This is a genomic window from Ensifer adhaerens (genome assembly GCF_000697965.2).
Taxonomy (GTDB): domain Bacteria; phylum Pseudomonadota; class Alphaproteobacteria; order Rhizobiales; family Rhizobiaceae; genus Ensifer; species Ensifer adhaerens.
In genome coordinates this window covers 3531852-3550744 of sequence record NZ_CP015880.1, presented here as the reverse complement: position 1 = coordinate 3550744, position 18893 = coordinate 3531852, and the positions used below count along the sequence as shown (strand labels likewise).

Genomic DNA, 18893 nt, shown 5'->3' with positions numbered 1-18893 from the left:
TCCCGTCACCGTTCAGGTTCGTGACTTCGAAGTTAGGGCGCCGCGTCGTTTCTTCAAGTTTCGACATCGCGGCGCGAGACGCCCCCTGCTGCCGGACACTGCATCCGTCCGGCCTTTTGGACTTCACACGCAATGGCGCCCGGCGCCAGTCACGGAGTGATCGATGAAGACTCTCACTGCAGACCGGCGGATGATCAAGATCGCAATGGAGGCGCCCTATCTCGAGCGCGACGAGGAGCACAAGCTGGCGCAAGCCTGGCGAAACGACAACGATCAGGAAGCCCGCAACAAGATCGCCATGTCGCATATGCGTCTGGTGATCTCGATGGCCGCGAAGTTTCGCAATTTCGGCCTGCCCATGGGCGATCTCGTCCAGGAGGGCCATATCGGTCTCCTGGAGGCGGCGGCCCGTTTCGAGCCGAGCCGCGAGGTCCGCTTCTCCACCTATGCCACCTGGTGGATCCGGGCGTCGATGCAGGACTATGTCCTGCGCAACTGGTCGATCGTCCGCGGTGGCACCAGTTCGGCGCAGAAGGCCCTGTTCTTCAACCTTCGGCGTCTTCGCGCCCGGCTTGCCCAGGGCGACAGGCAGCTTACATCGCAGGCTATGCATGAGGAGATTGCGGCTGCCCTCGGCGTCAGCATCGCCGACGTGCAGACGATGGATGCACGTCTCTCTGGCAGCGACACCTCGCTGCAGGCGCCGGTCGGCGGCAGTGATTCCGATGGCGGTGAACGGCTGGATTTCCTCGCCAGCGACGCGCCGCTGCCGGACGAGCAGGTGAGCGAGATGATCGACGGCGAACGGGCTCGTGTGTGGCTGCGCGACGCGCTGTGCGCGCTGACGGAGCGCGAAATGCGCATCATCCGCGCCCGGCGGCTGACGGAAGAAGGAGCGACGCTCGAAGAGCTCGGCATCGATCTCGGCATATCCAAGGAACGTGTGCGGCAGATCGAAACTCGGGCGCTGGAGAAGCTCCGGGCGGCCTTGGCGACGCGAGCGCCGGCGCTGACCGCAGGCATTCATTGACCGCCTGACGTCGACCGTCTGCCGCCATGCCCGTACTATTCGCCGGAACCCCGCATTGCGCCGGGAAGCGGCACTGTCCGCTGTCAATTTGGCGATGACGATTGGCGCAGCGTGCTTTCGTTCGTGACCGTTCAGGCGCCTCGCGACGTGCTTGCCTAGCAGATGGCAGGCAATTCACGCTCGCAACCGAACGTGCTTCAGCTGCGCCTGTCTCAATCCTATTCGGAAACGATCTTCACCCTGTCGCCCGGCTTCACCGTCGAGCTGACCTGCATCGCATTGATCACCCGGAAGAGGTCGAGCTTACGATCGGTTCCCATCATGCGGGCCGACAACGTGGTGATCGTGTCGCCGGGCCGGACCGTCACCACCCGGATCCGCAGCGGCTTCAGCGACTGCGTCTCAGCGGCCGTCATGCGGCGGAACGTGCTACGCAACTGGTTTGCGGTCGGCTCGAGTGCACTCGACCCCTTGGGCACAGCGGTCAGGAAGCGGTAGATCCGCGTGTCGATGCGGATGACCGTCACGTCGAAATCCCAGCGGTCGGCGGAGGCGCGCGCGGTTGCGGCTTCCAGGCCGTTGACGCTGATCTGCCGGATCGTGTCGGGCTTCAGGCCGGTAACCCAACCGCTGGCGATATAGTCTGTCAGGCTCCGACCGCCCGTGTCGGCGACGCCATCGAAGCGCACGGCGATGTCGCCGGCGCCGGTCGCCAGAACCGCTTCGGCCTTGTTGTCGATCTGGAACCCGGCGGGCACGTCGAAGCGGATGCCGAGTTGGCCGTGCAGGAAGGTCTGGCCGCGCACGTAGCCCTCCTGCGGGCTGTCGCCATAGAGCAGGCCGTCGATGCCGGCGAGATAATAGTCGCGACCGCGGTCGCCGCTGGTGCCTTCCGGACCGAAGGCGCGGGCGTGCCGACGCGCGAGATCGACACGCTGCGGCGCGTTCGGGTGGCTCGACAGGAAGTCGAGGCTCTGGTCGGATTCCGGATCGACCGCCGTGAAGCGGCTATAGGCGGCCATCGAATCGAGGAAGCGCGCCGCTGCATAGGGGTCGTAGCCGGCTTCGCCGAGCATGCGCACGCCGATCACGTCGGCCTGAAGTTCCTGGTTGCGCGAGAAGGCCGCGAGCCGGAGCTTGCCGCGCGCGAGCGCCTGCTTGCCGGCGATATCGGAGGAGAGGACTTCGGAGACCACGCGGCTGGCGATCACTTCGGCTTCCTCGCGCTGCTGACGCTCGATGCCGTGGTTGGCGGTGACGTGCGCCATCTCGTGCGACAGCACGGCTGCGACCTCGGAGGCATCGTTGGCAAGCGCCAGCAGGCCGCGGGTGACATAGAGATAACCACCGGGCAGCGCGAAGGCGTTGATCGCCGGCGAGTTCAGGATGGTGATGCGGTAGGACTGCTGCGGATTCTCGGAGACCGCCGTCAGCGCGCCGGTGATGCGCGCGACCAGGCGCTCAGTCTTGGCGTCCTTGTACTCGCCGCCGTAGCTTGCGACGATGCGCGGATGTTCGCGCGCGCCCAGCTGCGCCCGCGGATCGTTCTTCTGAACTTCCTCGACGATCTGCGGATTGGAGGAGGGCGAAACGGTCGGCTGGTAGGTCTGCTCGATCACGGATTGGCATGCGGAAAGGAGCGTGGTCGCAAGCAATGCAACCACGGCGCGTCCACGCAGCCGTCCGCCCTTCGGCGGGAACCGGTCGTGTGTGACTGTATGCCTCTCCATGCCTCAGCCCGTTCCCATCCATCGCTCCGCCCGCATCCTGCGGACAAGTGGAACGACAGCGTTGAAAGTCCTACTTTTTCAGCCCGGCAGCGTTGCTCTGCCGCGACCTCTCAGTCCTGGTCTTGCTGTATCTGATTTCAGCGCCACCTGCCTAGTTTGTCTCGGTAGAAATAGTTGCCCCGTGGTATCACGGCAACGGATGCGGGAATATTCGCGCCTTGCCGGATATTTCGCGCGTCGCATGGCGCCGCGGTCAAATTGTGGCAATCGGCCAAGGGCGTGGAGAATCCGATCCGTCCTTCAAGTATTGCCGAGAAAGCGGTCGATCGCCGCATTGTCCCGCCGCGCCAGGAAGCGGTCGAGGCTGTCGTTTGCGATGATACGCCCCTGGTCGAGAAAAAGCACGCCGTCGGCCAGGGCCTTCACGTCTTCGGGATGGTGCGTGATCACCAGGATCGTGTTGCCTTCCTCCGCGTGCAGTTGCCGCAGGAGCGAGCGCATGCTGGCGCGCATGCCGGGATCAAGCGCTGCGAAGGGCTCGTCGAGCAGTAGCAGGGGGCGCTTTCGCACAAGCGCGCGGGCGAGGGCGACGCGCTGGCGCTCGCCGCCTGAAAGCGTCGGCGGCAGCCTTTTCCCGAAGCCTTCGAGCCCGACGCGGCGAAGCGCGTCTTCAATCTTCTCGCGGTCGGTTGCGCTCAACCGAAGCGCCGGGTCGATGCCGAGGCCGATGTTGGTCGCGACGTCGAGATGGGCGAAGAGGTTGTTGTCCTGGAAGATCATCGAGACCGGCCGTTCCGACGGCGCCCGATCGGCAACGTTCTCGCCGAGAATGCGCACCTCGCCGCGATCGGGATCCTCGAACCCGGCAATGAGGTGGAGCAGCGTCGATTTGCCGGAACCCGAGGCACCGGCGACGGCGACGATGCCCCCCTTGGCGATGGTGCAATCGAAGGTGAGCTTGGCCGTTTCGAAACGGACCTCGACATCGCGCAACTCTATCGCGGGAACGGGATCGATCATGCTTTGCGTCCTTCCGGCCGGCTGTCATTGGCCGTGCCGAGGATGGTGAATATCAGGCAGAGAAGCCCGAGGAAAAGGGCGAGACCGGCGGCGTCGGCGGTGCGGTAGCTCCCCATACGGCTATAGAGCAGCCACGGCAGCGTCACCATGTCTTGGCTGCCGAAGAGGGCGACGGCGCCGAGGTCGCCAAGCGACAGCGCCATGGCGAAGGAAAGGGCCATCAATAGCGGCTTGCGCAGCGCCGGAAAGTCGATCCATCGCAGACGATCAAAACCACGAATGCCAAGGCTTGCCGTCAGCCGTTCGGACCGTGCCGCATGGGTCGCCATTGCCGGCGCGAGGGTGCGGTGGACGAAGGGCAGCGCCATCAGCGCGTTGATCGCAACGACGATGGCGGGTGCAAAGCGCGCGACGTCACCGAAGGGACGCAAAAGCAGGAACCATCCGGCGCCCAGCACCACCGGCGGCACCAAGAGGATCAGCGAGGTGCTGGCACCGATGGCACCGGCAAAGCCGTGGGAGAGCGACGTCGCGTGACGCGGCGCGGTGGCGGTTGCCGCCGCCCGGATCATCACGGCTGCCATGGTGACGGAGGCGAGTGCCGAGGCGAGCGCGATTGCCGCACTCGTCAGCAGCGCCCGGTGCACCGCCGGATCGCGGGCGAGCTTCAGCAGATCGGCTTCGAGTCCGGAGATGAGAACCGCGACCAGCGGCGCGCCGAGAAACAGAAAGGCAAGCGTGATCCAGGTGCCATCACTCAGGCGCGCGATCCTTGACGCGCCATCGAAACGGCGCACGGTGCGGCCACCGGTCATGCCCTCTTCCGGCTCGGTCGCCAGATGACGAAGCAGGAGCAGCAGCAGGCCGGTCATGGCGATCTGCAGGGCTGACAGCGCGATCGCGCGCGGCGGATCGAAATCGAAACGCAGCGCCTGGTAGATCGCCACTTCGATTGTGCTGGCCGCAGGCCCGCCGCCGAGCGTCAGCACGAGGGTGAAGCTGGTGGCGCAGAGCATGAAGACGAGGCCGGCGGCACCCGGCAGGAGGCCGCGCAGGACGGGCCATTCGATGAAGCGAAAGAGTGCCCGTGACGGCATGCCGAGATTGGCGGCGCTGCGCCAGTATTCGGCGGGGATGCGTTCGAGCCCGGCCAGGAACAGGCGCGCCGCAAGCGGCATGTTGAAGAAGACGTGGGCAAGCAGGATGCCGAACAGGCCGTAAATGCTGACGGGCTGCGCGAGGCCGAGCCAGCGCAGGCCGGAATTGAGGAAACCCTGCCGCCCCCAGATCTCGATCAGCCCGAGTGCGCCAACCAGAACCGGCAGTCCGAGTGGCAGCGCCATCAAGCGCAGCAGCCAGATGCGGCCGGGGAACTGCGGCCGTCGCGCCAGCGCCCGGGCGACGGGGATGGCAAAGAGCACCGACAGCAACGTCGAGAGGGTCGCCTGCAGCAGCGTGAAGCGGGTGACGCGCCAGATGTAGGCGTCAAACAGCGCATCGTCGCTTGCGCCGCCCGTCAGGCTCAGCAAGGCGACGATCGCAAGACCGACGAAAAGGACGAAGACGCCGAGGCAGGCTGCCCCGGCGACCACTGTCATGCGATTTTCGCGCAGTGCGAACAATCCGGCCTCAGTTCTTGCTCATGGCGGCAAGCCATTCGTCGATCCAGGCCTTGCGGTTCTTGGCGACTTCCTCCGAGGGCAGGAGGAAGGTGTTTTCCGGCTTGACCAGCTTATTGAAGGCGTCCGGCAGCGGCTCCTTGGTCGCTGCGACCGGCATCATCCAGTTCGTCGTCGGGATGATCGACTGGAAGTCCGGACCGGTCATGAAGGCGAGGAACTGCTTTGCCAGTTCCGGCTCCTTGGCGTTCTTGGTCATGCCGGCGACTTCGATCTGGATGTAGTGCCCTTCGGAGAAGGCAGCGGCCTGGTAGCGCTCGGTGTTTTCCGCGACCATGTGGTAGGCCGGCGACGTGGTGTAGGACAGCACCATCGGCGCCTCGCCCTTGGTGAAGAGGCCATAGGCTTCCGACCAGCCGGGGGTGACGGTCAGAACGCGGTCCTTCAGCTTCGTCCAGGCGGCACCCGCCTCATCGCCATAGACGGCCTTGACCCAGAGCAGGAGGCCGAGGCCCGGCGTCGACGTACGCGGATCCTCGATGACGATCTTCTGCGACGGATCGCCTTCCACCAGCTCCTTCAGGCTCTTCGGCGGCGTCTTCAGCGTCTCGGTGTCGTAGACGACGGCGAAGTGGCCGTAGTCATAGGGCAGGAACGTGTCGTCCGAGAAGTTGCCGGGAACGGTGACGCCGGTTGCCTCGACGCCGTGCGGCACGAAGAAGCCCGTTGCTTTGGCTTCCGCAACGAGGTTGGTGTCGAGGCCAAGCACGATGTCGGCCTTGGAAGCCTCGCCTTCGAGCTTCAGGCGGGTGAGCAACTCGACGCCGTCGGCCACGCCGACATAGTTGACCTTGCATTCGCAGGTCTTCTCGAAGGCTTCTGCGACCTTGGCGCCCGGGCCCCATTCGGTGATGAAGCTCTCATAGGTGTACACCGTCAGCGTCTTGTCGGCGGCGGTCGCGGCGCCGGAGAAAACAAGGCTCGCGGCCGTCGCAAGGGCTAGCCGGCTAAAGAATTTAAGTTGCGATGAATTGGACATGGCGAGGACCTCTCTCCCAAAGTTCGTTGTTGCATGGGAAAAGGGCGTATCGATCCGATCGCGTCTAATCCCTCCGCCGGTATGAGCCGGATCAGGTTCCGCGGGTTGGCGTTTTGACGCCTCTCAGCCTCCGGCCGCAATGCGGTCGGGAGGCACCCCGTTAGAGCGGCAAGAGATTTACCGCTGCCTCGGTCCCATGGCAAGCGATGTTTACGGCGAAGCAAGGGGACGCTTGGCCAGCACAATGGCTCGTGTTTGCGTATGCCGCCAACTGCGCTACACAACGGCAGCGAGGAGGAAATGTCATGCCCGATATGCTTGTTCGACTTTATGCCCTGCCGGCTGAACCTCAGTCGAAGCTTGGCCTTGGCATCAGCATTCGCCGCGCCATGGCGCCGGAGCGCCGCCTGGTTGTTTCCTGGATCGAAAGGACTTTCGGTGCCGGATGGGCGGGCGAGGCGGAAGCCGCCTTTTCCTCCACCCCTACGCGCATGCACGTCGCTGTCCATGACGGAAAGATCGTCGGCTTTTCCTGCCACGACGTAACGGCACTCGGCTTCTTCGGTCCGACCGGCGTCGACGAAAGCATGCGCGGGCAGGGGATCGGTGAGGCGCTTCTGCTTGCAAGCCTCACGGCGATGCGCGAGGCCGGCTATGGCTACGCGATTATCGGCGGCGTCGGGCCGGCGAAGTTCTACGAGCGGGTGGCCGGCGCCGTCGAAATTCCGGATTCGACCCCCGGCATTTATGCCGGCATGCTTTTCCCCGATCCGGTGCCCGAGGGGCATTGATGGTCTGACCAAAATATCGAGAACCGCTCGTTCGACGGTTTTCTTCGTTTTCCTTCGGCGGTCCTTTGCGCTATGGGCTTTGCCATGTCTCGATCGACCTTCACCATTCTGCTTGGCGGCGCCCTTTCGCTGACCGACCGGCTGGCTCACCAGCTGGCCGCAAGTCGCTTCATTGCGGCTGACGGCGGCATGCGCCATGCCCGATTGCTCGGCATCGTGCCGGATGTCTGGGTCGGTGATTTCGACTCGACCGAGGAAGCCCTTCTTGCGGACTACGCCTCCGTCCCGCGCGAGCCCTATCCGGCGGCGAAGGCCGCGACGGACGGGGAGATCGCGGTCGAGGCGGCGCTGTCGCGTGGAGCCGACCGCCTGATTTTCGCCGGCGCACTCGGCGGCACCCGCAGTGATCACGCCTTCATGCACCTGCTGCATGCTGTTGCCCTTGCCGAGCGTGGCCTTTCCGTGTTGATGACCTCGGGCGAGGAAGAGGCCTATCCGCTGCTGGCCGGCTCGCTCGACCTTGATTTGCCGAAGGGCTGCCTCTTCTCGGTGCTCGGGTTGACCGAGCTTACCGGTCTTTCGATCGTCAATGCGCGCTATCCGCTCGACGATTTCACCTTGCCGTTCGGCTCGTCCCGAACCGTTTCCAACGTTGCGGAGGGTCCCCTTCGCTTCACTCTCCAGAGCGGTCGCGCCATTGTTCTCGCCCGCCCCTATGATCTTTCCGGAGCCTGAGCCTTGGCGCCTCCCATTCTGAAACTCGACGACATCTTCCTCACCTTCGGTGGCGCGCCGCTGCTAGCCGGCGCCAATTTTCAAGTCGAACCGGGCGACCGCATCTGTCTTGTCGGCCGCAACGGCTCGGGCAAGTCGACGCTGATGAAGATTGCCGCGGGTCTGGCCGAGGCGCAGTCGGGCGAAATCTTCCGCCATCCCTCCGCGACCATCCGCTATCTGCACCAGGCGCCGGATTTCGACGGCTACGACACCGTGCAGGCCTATGCCGAGGCAGGACTCGGCCCGAGTGACGATCCCTATCGCGTCGCCTATCTGCTGCAGCACCTGGGGTTGACCGGCGAGGAAGACCCGAAGCGCCTTTCGGGCGGCGAAGCGCGTCGCGCGGCGCTTGCCCGTGTCATGGCGCCGGAGCCGGATATCCTGCTGCTCGACGAGCCGACCAACCATCTCGACCTGCCGACGATCGAATGGCTGGAAGACGAACTGATCCGCAGCCGTTCGGCGCTCGTTCTGATCTCGCACGACCGGCGCTTCCTGGAAAAGGTCTCGACCGCGACCGTCTGGCTCGACCGTGGCCAGTCGCGGCGGCTCGACCGCGGCTTTGCCCATTTCGAGGCCTGGCGCGACGAGGTGCTGGAGGCCGAGGAGCTGGAGCAGCACAAGCTCGGCAAAGCGATCGAGCGCGAGGAACATTGGCTGCGCTACGGCGTGACCGCACGACGTAAGCGCAACATGCGCCGCCTCGGTGAGCTGCAGACCATGCGGGCGACCTATCGCGGCCACAAGGGGCCGCAGGGAACGGTACAGGCGACGGCCGCCGACGCCAAGGAATCGGGCAAGCTGGTGATCGAGGCGGAGAAGGTCACCAAGGCCTATGGCGAGCGTACCATCGTCGCGCCGTTCTCGATCCGCGTGCACCGCGGCGACCGCATCGGTCTGGTCGGCCCGAACGGCGCCGGCAAGACGACGCTTCTGAAGATCCTGACCGGGCAGATCGAACCGGGTACGGGTACGGTCAAGCTCGGCACCAATCTCGAAATCGCGACGCTTGACCAGAAGCGCGAAGACCTCAATCTCGACGAAACGCTGGCGCACTACCTGACCGACGGGCGCGGCGACAACCTGCTGGTCAATGGCGAGCAGCGCCACGTCACCGGCTACATGAAGGACTTCCTGTTCCAGCCGGAGCAGGCGCGCACCCCGATCCGCGAGCTTTCGGGCGGCGAGCGCGCAAGGCTGATGCTGGCGCGCATCCTCGCGCGCGCAACCAACCTTCTGATCCTCGACGAGCCGACCAACGACCTCGACATCGAGACGCTCGACCTCCTGCAGGAGATCGTCGCCGGTTTTGCCGGAACGGTGATCCTCGTCAGCCACGATCGCGACTTCCTCGACCGCACCGTCACCTCGACGATTGCGCCGGCCAATCCGGAGGCGCCGGATGGACGCTGGATCGAGTATGCCGGCGGCTATTCCGACATGATGGCGCAGCGCAAGGGCGCGATCGAGGAGAAGCGCAAGGCCGAGAAGGCGGAAAAGGCCAAGGCCGAGGCGGCGGCCCCTGTCGCCGAAGCGCCGAAGGCTGCCAAGGGTAAGCTTTCCTACAAGCAGAAATTCGCGCTCGAAAACCTGCCGAAAGAGATTGCCAAGGCGGAAGCCGAGGCTGCCAAGCGCGAAGAAAAGATGGCGGACCCCAATCTTTTCACAAAAGATCCAAATGCTTTTGCGAAGCTGGCGCAGGAGCTGGAAAAGCTGCGTGCCGACCTCGCTCGCATGGAAGAGGAATGGCTGGAGCTCGAAATGCTGCGCGAGGAGCTTGAGGGCTGAGACACAACAAAGACGGTCCCGCGCGGGATTGCGAAGGTAATACGTTGAATCCTTGCGAGTTTTACCGTTAAACTGGCAAGGGAAAGATGGCCTTCCGCGTTGAACGTTTTCACAGGGTATGATAAGTAAAACTTATTATATCACCTGTGAACGATCATGATGCCCTTCAAGCTAGAATCCGAAACCATTGGAATGCTTCTGACCGATGTCTCGCGCCTCTTGCGCGGGGCCTTCGACCGCAAGGTTAATGCCATGGATCTGGGCATCACGCCTGGCGAGGCGCGCACGCTGATCCAGGTGGCGCTCACCGAGGGCATCAAACAGGCCGAAATCGCCACACGCATGGGCATTGAGCCGATGACGCTGTCGGCCTATCTCGACAGGCTGGAGGCGAACGGGCTCGTCGCCCGCGTTCCCGATCCGGCGGATCGCCGCGCCAAGAATGTCGTCATCACCGAAAAGGCCGGTCCGTTGTTCAACGAGCTGATGACCGGTCTTCGCGAAATGATGGATGCCTATACGGAAGGGCTGGACTCGGAAGCGCGCGCGCTTCTCTGTTCCAACCTGCGCATCCTGCGTGACAATTTGCGTCAGCTCGATCCGTGCCTTGCCGGTAAGGAGACAGCGGAGAAGGCCGAAGTCCGGGTCGGAGCCGCGCAATGACGCGTCGCATGAGCGAGCGGCGCACAAGCATCATCGGTGCCTTCCTGGTGGCGCTCGGCCCCGTTTCCATGGCGCTGTATACGCCGGCGATGCCTGAACTGGTGTGCGCCTTCTCCTCCAGCGAAGCGGCGATCAAGATGACGCTGTCGCTCTATTTCGCCGGCTTCGCCTTTGCCCAGTTGGTGTCTGGCACGCTCTCCGATGTCATCGGTCGCCGCCGCGCGACGCTGATCTTCATGGCGATCTACCTCGTCGGCAGCCTGATGGCGGCCTTTGCGCCTTCCGTCGCGGTGCTTTTGGCCGGCCGCCTGGTGCAGGGCATCGGCGCCTCCGTCGGGATGACCGTGGCGCGTGCGATCGTGCGCGACCAGTTCACCGGGACTGAGGCCGCACGCATCATGAACATGATCGGCATGATGCTGGCCCTCGGACCCGCCGTGTCCCCGACGCTTGGCGGCCTGGCGCTCGGTCTCTTCGGGTGGCAGTCGATCTTCTTCCTGATGGTCGGCTTTGCCGCCATGGCCTGTCTCACCGTGCAGTTTTTCATGGCCGAGACCGCGACCCCGGATCCGGCCAAGGGCCACCTGAAGCCCATCCTTGCGGCCTATCGGCGGTTGGTGAGCGACAGCCGCTTCGTTTCCTCGACACTTGTGATCGGCGGAGCGGTCGGCGCACTTTATGCCTGGGCGACCATGCTGCCCTTCGTACTGATCAATGCGGTGGGGCTGACACCGACCGAGTTCGGCGTCGGCATGCTGATGCAGTCGGGCCTTTTCTTTTCGGGAACCGTGGTGGTGCGGCTGCTGATGCGGCGTTTCACGCCGCAGGCGCTGGTGCCGGCCGGCCTCGTCTTCATCGGTGCGGCCAGCCTCGCGCTTGCCTACACCATGCACGTGCTGCCGCCGAGCTTCCTCTCGGTCATGCTGCCGATCGGGATTTATGCCTTCGGCATCGCCTTCGTCATGCCCTATATGATGACGGCGGCGATGGCGCCGTTTCCGGACATCGCTGGCACGGCGTCGGCAGTGATGGGTTTCGTACAGATGGGCTCGGGGCTGCTTGGTGGCGCGATCGCCGCTGCGGTCGGCGCTCCGGTGCTGGCGCTCGGCACGATCATTCCATGCTTCGGCCTCGTCTGCATCCTGAGCTATGTCTGGTATCGCCGCAACGTTCGCTCGCAGCCGCTCGCCGTGCCGGTCAAGGATCCGCTTTCGGAAGCGGCGGAGTAGAAATCTGGTGCGACATCGGCATCGATACCGCTTCGCCCTGCATACGAAAAAGCCTCCGCGAACGGGTCGCGGAGGCTTCTTTTTTCAAAACGCGTCGTCTTAGCGGTTGCGCGCGGCCAGCGTGCGCAGGCGCAGCGCGTTGAGCTTGATGAAGCCGGCGGCGTCCTTCTGGTCGTAGGCGCCCTGGTCGTCCTCGAAGGTGACGAGCTTGTCGGAGTAGAGCGACTTGTCGCTCTCGCGGCCGATGACCATGACGTTGCCCTTGTAGAGCTTCAACGTCACTTCGCCTTCGACATGCTCCTGGCTCTTGTCGATTGCGGCCTGCAGCATCTCGCGCTCCGGTGAGAACCAGAAGCCGTAATAGATCAGCTCGGCGTAGCGCGGCATCAGCTCGTCCTTGAGGTGGGCGGCGCCGCGGTCGAGCGTGATGCTCTCGATTGCGCGGTGCGCGGAGAGCAGGATGGTGCCGCCGGGGGTCTCGTAGACGCCGCGCGACTTCATGCCGACGAAGCGGTTCTCGACGAGGTCGAGACGGCCGATGCCGTTGTCGCGGCCGTACTCGTTGAGCTTGGCAAGCAGGGTTGCCGGCGACAGGCGTACGCCGTTGATCGAGACGGCGTCACCGCGCTCGAAGCCGATCTTGATGACGGTGGCCTGGTCGGGAGCGGCTTCCGGCGAGATCGTGCGCATGTGCACGTACTCAGGGGCTTCCAGTGCCGGGTCTTCGAGAACCTTGCCCTCGGAGGAGGAGTGCAGCAGGTTGGCGTCGACGGAGAACGGCGCTTCGCCCTTCTTGTCCTTGGCAACCGGGATCTGGTGCTTCTCGGCGAATTCGAGCAGGTCGGTGCGGCTCTTGAACGACCAGTCGCGCCACGGCGCGATGATCTTGATGTCCGGGTTCAGCGCATAGGCGGAAAGCTCGAAGCGAACCTGGTCGTTGCCCTTGCCGGTCGCGCCATGGGCGATCGCGTCGGCGCCGGTCTTCTTGGCGATATCGATCAGGTGCTTGGAGATCAGCGGGCGGGCGATCGAGGTGCCGAGCAGGTAAACGCCTTCATAGACGGCGTTGGCGCGGAACATCGGGAAGACGAAATCCTTGACGAATTCCTCGCGGACGTCCTCGATGTAGATCTCCTTGATGCCGAGCATTTCGGCCTTCTTGCGGGCCGGCTCGAGCTCTTCGCCCTGGCCGAGGTCGGCGGTGAAGGTGACGACTTCCGCGCCGAGTTCGGTCTGCAGCCACTTCAGGATGATCGAGGTGTCGAGACCGCCCGAATAGGCGAGAACGACCTTTTTCACGTCTTTATGCGATGCCATGGTTTCCGTCCGTCTGGTCTTGGGGAGGGCGGCGATGCCGCGTGCAAATCTGCGGCACTTTAGCCAGAACCTGCGGCGATACAAGCGCTAGAACGCTTGACGATGCGAATCCGCTGGCAAAAGCGCAGGCGCAGGATTACTGGAGGCGACCCCCGTGCCGAGGAAACGACGATGGACTTCATTCCCAGCCTGCCGACCCTCCTGACCTTTGCCGCTGCGACGCTGCTTCTGGCGGCCACACCCGGCCCGGACATGACGCTTTCGATCAGCCGGGCGCTCGCCCAGGGCAAGAAGGCCGCGCTCTTCGTCGTGCTCGGCACCAGCTTCGGCATCGTCGTGCATACGCTGCTCGTCGCGTTCGGCATCTCGGCGCTGATCACCGCCTCGCCAACCGCATTCACCATCCTCAAGACCGGCGGTGCCGCCTACCTGCTCTGGCTTGCGGTGCAGGCGATGCGCTTCGGCTCCAGCATTTCGGTGCAGAAGGTCGAGCCGACGGAAGGCAAGGCGCTTGCCAACATCTCGGCCGGCTTCTGGGTGAACCTGTTGAACCCCAAGGTCATCATCTTCTTCATGACCTTCCTGCCGCAGTTCGTCAGCGCCGATGATCCCTCGGTCACCGGCAAGCTTCTGTTCCTCGGCCTGTTCTTCATCACCATCGGCATGCCGGTGAACATGCTGGTCGTCTTCACCGCCGACTGGCTTGCCTCCTGGCTGCAGCGCAACAAGGGCGTGATGCGGGCACTTGATTTCAGCTTCGCCGGCGTCTTCTCGGTGTTTGCGGTGAAGATTTTCATGACGACGGCGCGGTAAACAAAAACAAAAAGCCCGGACATCTTGGATGCCCGGGCCTTGTTATGAATTAGTCTTCTGTACTCAGCCGATCAGCAGCGCATCGTCGTCGAGCGTCTGGCCGCGGATGCGGCGGAACATGGCGATCAGGTCCTCGACCTGCAGTTCCTTGCGGCTGTCGCCGGCGACGTCGAGAACGATCTCGCCGCCGTGGAGCATGATGGTGCGGTGGCCGTAGTCGAGTGCCTGGCGCATCGAATGGGTGACCATCATCGTCGTCAGCTTGCGCTCGGAGACGATCTTCTGCGTCAGGTTCATCACGAACTCGGCCATGCCAGGGTCGAGGGCTGCCGTATGCTCGTCGAGCAGCAGCACTTCGGAGCCTGCGAGCGTCGCCATGACCAGCGAGACCGCCTGGCGCTGGCCGCCGGACAGAAGGTCCATGCGGTCGCCCATGCGGTTTTCAAGGCCGAGGTTGAGCTCGGCGATGCGTTCGCGGAAATGTTCGCGGCGCTTGGGGCCGAGCGCGGCTGTGAGGCCGCGGGCCTCGCCACGTTTGGCAGCAAGCGCCAGGTTTTCCTCGATCGAGAGTGCGCCGCAGCTGCCGGTCAGCGGATCCTGGAAGACGCGAGCGACGAGTCCCGCGCGCGCAGCGGTACCCTTGCGGCTGACGTCTGTCTTGCCGATCGTCACCTGGCCGGCACTTGGCAGCACATCGCCGGCGAGCACGCCGAGCAACGTCGACTTGCCGGCGCCGTTGGAGCCAATGACGGTGACGAAGGAGCCCTGCTCGATCGTCAGGCTGACGCCGTTCAGCGCCTGCTTCTGCAGCGGCGTGCCCTTGCCGAAGATGACCTCGATGTTGTTGACGCTGATCATGCCGCACCTCCACGACGCAGACGGGGAAGGACGAGGGCGAAGGTGACGAGTGCCGCGGTCACGAAGTTGAGGTCGGAGGCCTGCAGCCCGAGCATGTCGGTCGACAGCGCCAGCTGGATCGCTATACGGTAGAGGATCGAGCCGAGCACGCAGCCGATCAGCGCAATCAGGATGCCGCGGGCACCGAGCAGCGTCTCGCCGATGATGACCGCCGCAAGCCCGACGACGATGGTGCCGACACCCGAGGTGACGTCGGCAAAGCCGTTGGTCTGGGCGAACAGCGCGCCACCGAAGGCGACGAGCGCGTTGGAGATCGCCATGCCGAGATAGATCTGGCGGTTGGTGTCGACGCCCTGTGCGCGGGCCATGCGGGCATTGGCGCCAGTGGCGCGCATCGCAAGACCGGCATCGCTCTCAAGGAAGCGCCAGACGATGATGACGGCGACGATCACGAGCACGCCGATAAACAGCGGCCGGACGTAGAAATCGCGCAAGCCGAGGCCGTAGAAGGGTGACAGCATCGTGTCGGCGTTGATCAGCGCGACGTTCGGCTTGCCCATGACGCGCAGGTTGACCGAGAACAGCGCGATCATCGTCAGGATCGAGGCGAGCAGGTTGAGGATCTTGAAGCGCACGTTAAGCATCGCCGTGACGATGCCGGCTGCGGCACCAGCGACCATCGCCACGCAGGCGGCAAGCCACGGATTGACGCCGGCGATGATCAGGACCGCGGTGACGGCGGCGCCCAGCGGAAACGATCCGTCGACCGTGAGGTCGGGAAAATCGAGAACCCGGAATGCGAGAAAGACGCCGAGGGCAACGAAGGCATAGACCAGCCCCAGCTCCACGGCTCCCCAGAAAGCAATTAGACTCAACCCCAGACCCTCTTTTCTACCTGTCGCGCCTGATTGTGCTTATGAGCGCGACGCTCCCGCTTGGCACATGGGGCGCACGGCCGGGCGCATGTGCGGCTTAGAAACTTGGAGCGGCCTCCGGTGTTCCGGGCCCCTCATAGCGAACCGCCCCCGTATGGAACGGAGGCGGGCAAAACGCAACAAACTTGAACCTGAAAAGGCCGAAAGCCTTATTCAACGACGCGGGTTGCGCGCTTTACGACACTTTCCGGAAGGGTGACGCCCATTTTCTCGGCGGCCTTCTTGTTGATCACCAGGTCGGAACCGGCAGCAACCTTGACACCGATATCACCCGGGTTTTCGCCCTTGAGGATGCGAACGACGATTTCGCCAGTCTGTTTGCCGACGTCGTAGTAGTTGAAGCCGAGGGCTGCGAGCGAGCCGCGGGCAACCGAGTCCGTGTCGGCGGTGAAGAGCGGCAGCTTGGCTTCTTCGGCGACGGCGACGGCACCTTCAAGTGCGGAGATGATCGTGTTGTCGGTGGGCACGTAAATCGCATCGGCGCGGCCGACGAGGGCACGGGCAGCACCCTGGACTTCAGCCGACTTGGTCGCGGCGGACTCGACGACGGTCAGGCCGGCCTTTTCGGCCTCGGTCTTCAGCACCGCGAGCAGCGAAACGGAGTTGGCTTCACCGGAATTGTAGAGGTAGCCGATCGACTTGGCGTTCGGCAGGATTTCCTTGATCAGGGCGACGTGTTCGGCAACCGGCGACATGTCGGAGAGGCCAGTGACGTTACCGCCGGGCTTGTCCATGTCCTTGACCAGCTGGGCGCCGACCGGGTCGGAAACGGCGGTGAAGACGACCGGGATATCGCGGGTCGAGGAGACGACCGCCTGGGCCGACGGCGTCGAGATCGGAACGATCACGTTCGGCGCTTCGCCTGCGAACTGGCGGGCGATCTGCGCGGCGGTCGGCGGGTTGCCCTGGGCCGACTCGTAGATGAATTTGAGGTTCTCGCCTTCCTTGTAGCCGGCGGCGGCCAGCGCGTCCTTCACGCCGTCGCGTGCCGCGTCGAGTGCCGGATGCTCGACGATCGCGGTTACGGCGACGGTCACCTCATCGGCACGGGCGGGCAGGGTGAATGCCACCGTGGCGGCAAGGGCGATGAGAAGTGAGCGCATGGGTTGTCCTCCAATTGATGTCCCGCTTTCTTAGGAAACCGATGACATGAAATCAATCGATAGGAACTGCATCACCCATCAAAGTTCTTCATCGATGGGTGATGGGCGAGGAACGAAGGACCCGAGGAGGCGCTTCGTCTCAATCTTCGCCGTGATTGGCGATCATCATCGCTTCGAAGGCGAGGCGGTCGACCTTGCGCATGCGTTCGGATTCCGACTTCAGCTGGCCGCAGGCGGCAAGGATGTCGCGGCCGCGTGGTGTGCGGATCGGCGAGGCGTAGCCGGCCTGGTTGATGAAGTCGGCAAACTTCTCGATGTGCTCCCAGTCGGAACACTGGTAGTTGGTGCCCGGCCAGGGGTTGAAGGGGATGAGGTTGATCTTCGCGGGCACACCCTTCAGGAGCTTCACCAACTGCTTGGCGTCTTCGAGGCTGTCGTTGACGTCCTTCAGCATCACGTATTCGAAGGTGATGCGGCGGGCGTTGGAAAGGCCGGGATAGGCGCGGCAGGCGTCCATCAGTTCCTTCAGCGGGTACTTCTTGTTGATCGGCACCAGCATGTCGCGCAGGTCGTCGCGCACGGCATGCAGCGAGATCGCCAGCATGACGCCGATCTCTTCGCCGGTGCGATAGATTTCCGGCACGATGCCTGAGGTCGACAGCGTGATGCGGCGCTTGGACAGCGACAGGCCTTCGCCGTCAGAGGCGATCAGAAGGGCGGTCTTGACCTGCTCGAAATTATAGAGCGGCTCGCCCATGCCCATCATCACGATGTTGGTGATCTTGCGGCCTTCGGCCGGCACGATCGCGCCCTGCGGGGTGTCGCGCTCCGGGAAGTCGCCGAGCCGGTCGCGGGCAAGCAGCAGCTGCGCGAGGATTTCCTCGGCCGTCAGGTTGCGCACCAGCTTCTGGGTGCCGGTGTGACAGAAGGAACAGGTGAGCGTGCAACCGACCTGGCTCGAAATGCAGAGCGTGCCGCGGCCTTCCTCGGGAATGTAGACGGTCTCGATCTCGACCGGTCGTCCGGCGCCGCGCGCCGGGAAGCGCAACAGCCACTTGCGGGTGCCGTCGCCGGAAATCTGTTCCTCGACGATCTCCGGGCGCGCGATGGTGAAATGCTGCTTCAGCATCTCGCGCATGTCCTTGGACACGTTCGTCATGTGATCGAAGTCGGAGACGCCGCGCACGTAGAGCCAGTGCCAGAGCTGGCTGACGCGCATCTTGACCTGGCGTTCCGGCACGCCCTTTTCGACCAGTGCCTTGGCCATGTCCTCGCGCAGAAGTCCGATCAGCGACGGCTTTTCCGCCTCTACGGCTGCGCGCACCTGCGGCGCCTTGGCGATTTCCACCCGGTTCAGAATTTCAGTGGCTGCCATGCTCATGATGTCCTGTCATACGGCGAGAGGCCGTCCGGAGAGCGGGTCCGGAAATCGTCCTGATGCGCGAATTGAAATCGGTCGAGCCATCGAAAGCGGCCTATCGGGGCGCGGAGGCTCTCAAGTTGGCCGCCCTTTAGCATTGTTTTGGCCGGGAGTCACGAGGCAGGCCCCTTGAACGCAAAAGGCCGGCTTTGCAGCCGGCCCCTACGCGTGACTTTCGGTCTCGCGATTACTTGCAGGCTTCGATCTGCTTCAGCGCAGCGGAGATGCCCGAGAGCGAGTAGGAGTAGGAGGTCGCGGTACCCTTGCGCGACTTGGCGTTGACCGACATGGCCTTGCCGTTCTTCATGGCGGCAACCAGTGCCGGCTCTTCGGCAGCATTTTCGACCCAGGCCGAATTGCCCTTGGTGAACATCACGAAGGTGCGGCCGTCGATGACGACGTTGACCTTGGAGTTCTCCTGCAGCGCATAGCCCATCATTGCCTGAGGCTCGTAGCTGATGTTCTGGCCGGGGCGCTGGGAAACGAGGAAGAAGATGTCGCCATGGTCGACGCCGGCCGGGCTCTTTTCCTTCGGAACCGAAAGGACGTAGCAGACCTTGCCGCCGCCGGCATTGTAGGAATAGGCGCCCCAGGCGTTGAACTGCTGGATGCGCGTCGGAGACTGGGCGGCAGCCATGCTGGCGGTGGCCAGAACGAGTGCGATTGCGGTTGCGATCTTTCTTACAAACATGAGGTCCTGCCGCTTTTCTTGCTTTTCGATCACCCGAAACAGGTCAGACGGGCGACGCGTAGTCATGATT

Annotated in this window: 17 protein-coding genes and 1 riboswitch; of the genes, 7 read left to right on the top strand and 10 right to left on the bottom strand. The window is 63.9% G+C overall.

The features are described from left to right. Positions 1-163: 163 nt before the first annotated feature. Positions 164-1030: an RNA polymerase factor sigma-32 gene (locus FA04_RS17295; protein ID WP_034802890.1), complete on the top strand. Its 867-nt coding sequence runs from the start codon at positions 164-166 to the stop codon at positions 1028-1030. Between the two features lie 218 nt (positions 1031-1248). Here FA04_RS17295 and FA04_RS17290 read toward each other — a convergent pair whose 3' ends face one another. The 4 genes from FA04_RS17290 to thiB form a co-directional block, all read right to left on the bottom strand. Beyond that, complete coding sequence (locus tag FA04_RS17290) at positions 1249-2760, bottom strand: M48 family metalloprotease (protein WP_034802887.1); 1512 nt, start codon at positions 2758-2760, stop codon at positions 1249-1251. A 300-nt stretch (positions 2761-3060) separates the two neighbouring features. Beyond that, positions 3061-3780, bottom strand: coding sequence for a thiamine ABC transporter ATP-binding protein (thiQ, locus tag FA04_RS17285; protein ID WP_034802884.1), 720 nt, complete (start codon positions 3778-3780; stop codon positions 3061-3063). Further along, entirely contained in the window at positions 3777-5402 is a 1626-nt protein-coding gene (gene thiP, locus FA04_RS17280; RefSeq protein WP_257785172.1) for a thiamine/thiamine pyrophosphate ABC transporter permease ThiP, read from the bottom strand. Before thiP ends, thiQ begins: the two co-directional genes overlap by 4 nt. A 7-nt stretch (positions 5403-5409) precedes the next feature. Then, complete coding sequence (thiB, locus tag FA04_RS17275; protein WP_034802881.1) at positions 5410-6438, bottom strand: thiamine ABC transporter substrate binding subunit; 1029 nt, start codon at positions 6436-6438, stop codon at positions 5410-5412. A gap of 51 nt (positions 6439-6489) precedes the next feature. Beyond that, positions 6490-6608, bottom strand: a riboswitch (TPP riboswitch). Between the two features lie 135 nt (positions 6609-6743). Here thiB and FA04_RS17270 point away from each other — a divergent pair. From FA04_RS17270 to FA04_RS17250, 5 genes are all read left to right on the top strand, one after another. Then, positions 6744-7229 carry a GNAT family N-acetyltransferase gene (locus tag FA04_RS17270; protein WP_034802878.1) on the top strand — a complete coding sequence of 162 codons (486 nt, stop codon included), beginning with the start codon at positions 6744-6746 and terminating at the stop codon, positions 7227-7229. 84 nt (positions 7230-7313) lie between these two features. Next, positions 7314-7964: a thiamine diphosphokinase gene (locus FA04_RS17265; RefSeq protein WP_034803166.1), complete on the top strand. Its 651-nt coding sequence runs from the start codon at positions 7314-7316 to the stop codon at positions 7962-7964. Between the two features lie 3 nt (positions 7965-7967). Beyond that, complete coding sequence (locus tag FA04_RS17260; protein WP_034802875.1) at positions 7968-9794, top strand: ABC-F family ATP-binding cassette domain-containing protein; 1827 nt, start codon at positions 7968-7970, stop codon at positions 9792-9794. A gap of 159 nt (positions 9795-9953) precedes the next feature. Next, positions 9954-10457 (top strand): MarR family winged helix-turn-helix transcriptional regulator, encoded by a 504-nt coding sequence (locus tag FA04_RS17255; protein WP_034803154.1) that lies wholly within the window; start codon positions 9954-9956, stop codon positions 10455-10457. Then, positions 10454-11686, top strand: a complete 1233-nt coding sequence (locus FA04_RS17250; RefSeq protein WP_034802873.1) for a multidrug effflux MFS transporter — start codon at positions 10454-10456, stop codon at positions 11684-11686. The genes FA04_RS17255 and FA04_RS17250 overlap by 4 nt, the downstream gene beginning before the upstream one ends. Positions 11687-11785: 99 nt before the next feature. On the opposite strand, the gene FA04_RS17245 is transcribed toward FA04_RS17250, so the two are convergent. Next, positions 11786-13003 (bottom strand): argininosuccinate synthase, encoded by a 1218-nt coding sequence (locus tag FA04_RS17245; RefSeq protein WP_034802869.1) that lies wholly within the window; start codon positions 13001-13003, stop codon positions 11786-11788. Between the two features lie 171 nt (positions 13004-13174). On the opposite strand from FA04_RS17245, the gene FA04_RS17240 reads away from it, so the two are divergent. After that, on the top strand, positions 13175-13816 hold the full coding sequence (locus FA04_RS17240; protein WP_034802866.1) for a LysE family translocator: 642 nt from the start codon (positions 13175-13177) through the stop codon (positions 13814-13816). 63 nt (positions 13817-13879) lie between these two features. Here FA04_RS17240 and FA04_RS17235 read toward each other — a convergent pair whose 3' ends face one another. From FA04_RS17235 to FA04_RS17215, 5 genes are all read right to left on the bottom strand, one after another. Beyond that, positions 13880-14674, bottom strand: coding sequence for an ABC transporter ATP-binding protein (locus tag FA04_RS17235; protein ID WP_034802864.1), 795 nt, complete (start codon positions 14672-14674; stop codon positions 13880-13882). Next, on the bottom strand, positions 14671-15549 hold the full coding sequence (locus FA04_RS17230) for an ABC transporter permease (RefSeq protein ID WP_034802862.1): 879 nt from the start codon (positions 15547-15549) through the stop codon (positions 14671-14673). Before FA04_RS17230 ends, FA04_RS17235 begins: the two co-directional genes overlap by 4 nt. A gap of 209 nt (positions 15550-15758) precedes the next feature. After that, positions 15759-16712 (bottom strand): ABC transporter substrate-binding protein, encoded by a 954-nt coding sequence (locus tag FA04_RS17225; RefSeq protein WP_034802859.1) that lies wholly within the window; start codon positions 16710-16712, stop codon positions 15759-15761. Positions 16713-16851: 139 nt separating this feature from the next. Further along, positions 16852-18087, bottom strand: a complete 1236-nt coding sequence (gene rlmN, locus FA04_RS17220) for a dual-specificity RNA methyltransferase RlmN (protein WP_034803143.1) — start codon at positions 18085-18087, stop codon at positions 16852-16854. Positions 18088-18319: 232 nt separating this feature from the next. Then, the gene (locus FA04_RS17215; protein ID WP_034803141.1) at positions 18320-18823 is read right to left on the bottom strand and encodes an invasion associated locus B family protein; all 504 of its coding nucleotides are present in this window, start codon (positions 18821-18823) and stop codon (positions 18320-18322) included. Between the last annotated feature and the right edge of the window lie 70 nt (positions 18824-18893).

Coding starts and splice junctions, on each gene's coding strand:
- FA04_RS17295 (WP_034802890.1), top strand. CDS start 164: ATGAAGACTCTCACTGCAGACCGGCGGATGATCAAGATCGCAATGGAG.
- FA04_RS17290 (WP_034802887.1), bottom strand. CDS start 2,760: ATGGAGAGGCATACAGTCACACACGACCGGTTCCCGCCGAAGGGCGGA.
- thiQ (WP_034802884.1), bottom strand. CDS start 3,780: ATGATCGATCCCGTTCCCGCGATAGAGTTGCGCGATGTCGAGGTCCGT.
- thiB (WP_034802881.1), bottom strand. CDS start 6,438: ATGTCCAATTCATCGCAACTTAAATTCTTTAGCCGGCTAGCCCTTGCG.
- FA04_RS17270 (WP_034802878.1), top strand. CDS start 6,744: ATGCCCGATATGCTTGTTCGACTTTATGCCCTGCCGGCTGAACCTCAG.
- FA04_RS17265 (WP_034803166.1), top strand. CDS start 7,314: ATGTCTCGATCGACCTTCACCATTCTGCTTGGCGGCGCCCTTTCGCTG.
- FA04_RS17255 (WP_034803154.1), top strand. CDS start 9,954: ATGCCCTTCAAGCTAGAATCCGAAACCATTGGAATGCTTCTGACCGAT.
- FA04_RS17250 (WP_034802873.1), top strand. CDS start 10,454: ATGACGCGTCGCATGAGCGAGCGGCGCACAAGCATCATCGGTGCCTTC.
- FA04_RS17245 (WP_034802869.1), bottom strand. CDS start 13,003: ATGGCATCGCATAAAGACGTGAAAAAGGTCGTTCTCGCCTATTCGGGC.
- FA04_RS17240 (WP_034802866.1), top strand. CDS start 13,175: ATGGACTTCATTCCCAGCCTGCCGACCCTCCTGACCTTTGCCGCTGCG.
- FA04_RS17235 (WP_034802864.1), bottom strand. CDS start 14,674: ATGATCAGCGTCAACAACATCGAGGTCATCTTCGGCAAGGGCACGCCG.
- FA04_RS17225 (WP_034802859.1), bottom strand. CDS start 16,712: ATGCGCTCACTTCTCATCGCCCTTGCCGCCACGGTGGCATTCACCCTG.
- rlmN (WP_034803143.1), bottom strand. CDS start 18,087: ATGGCAGCCACTGAAATTCTGAACCGGGTGGAAATCGCCAAGGCGCCG.
- FA04_RS17215 (WP_034803141.1), bottom strand. CDS start 18,823: ATGTTTGTAAGAAAGATCGCAACCGCAATCGCACTCGTTCTGGCCACC.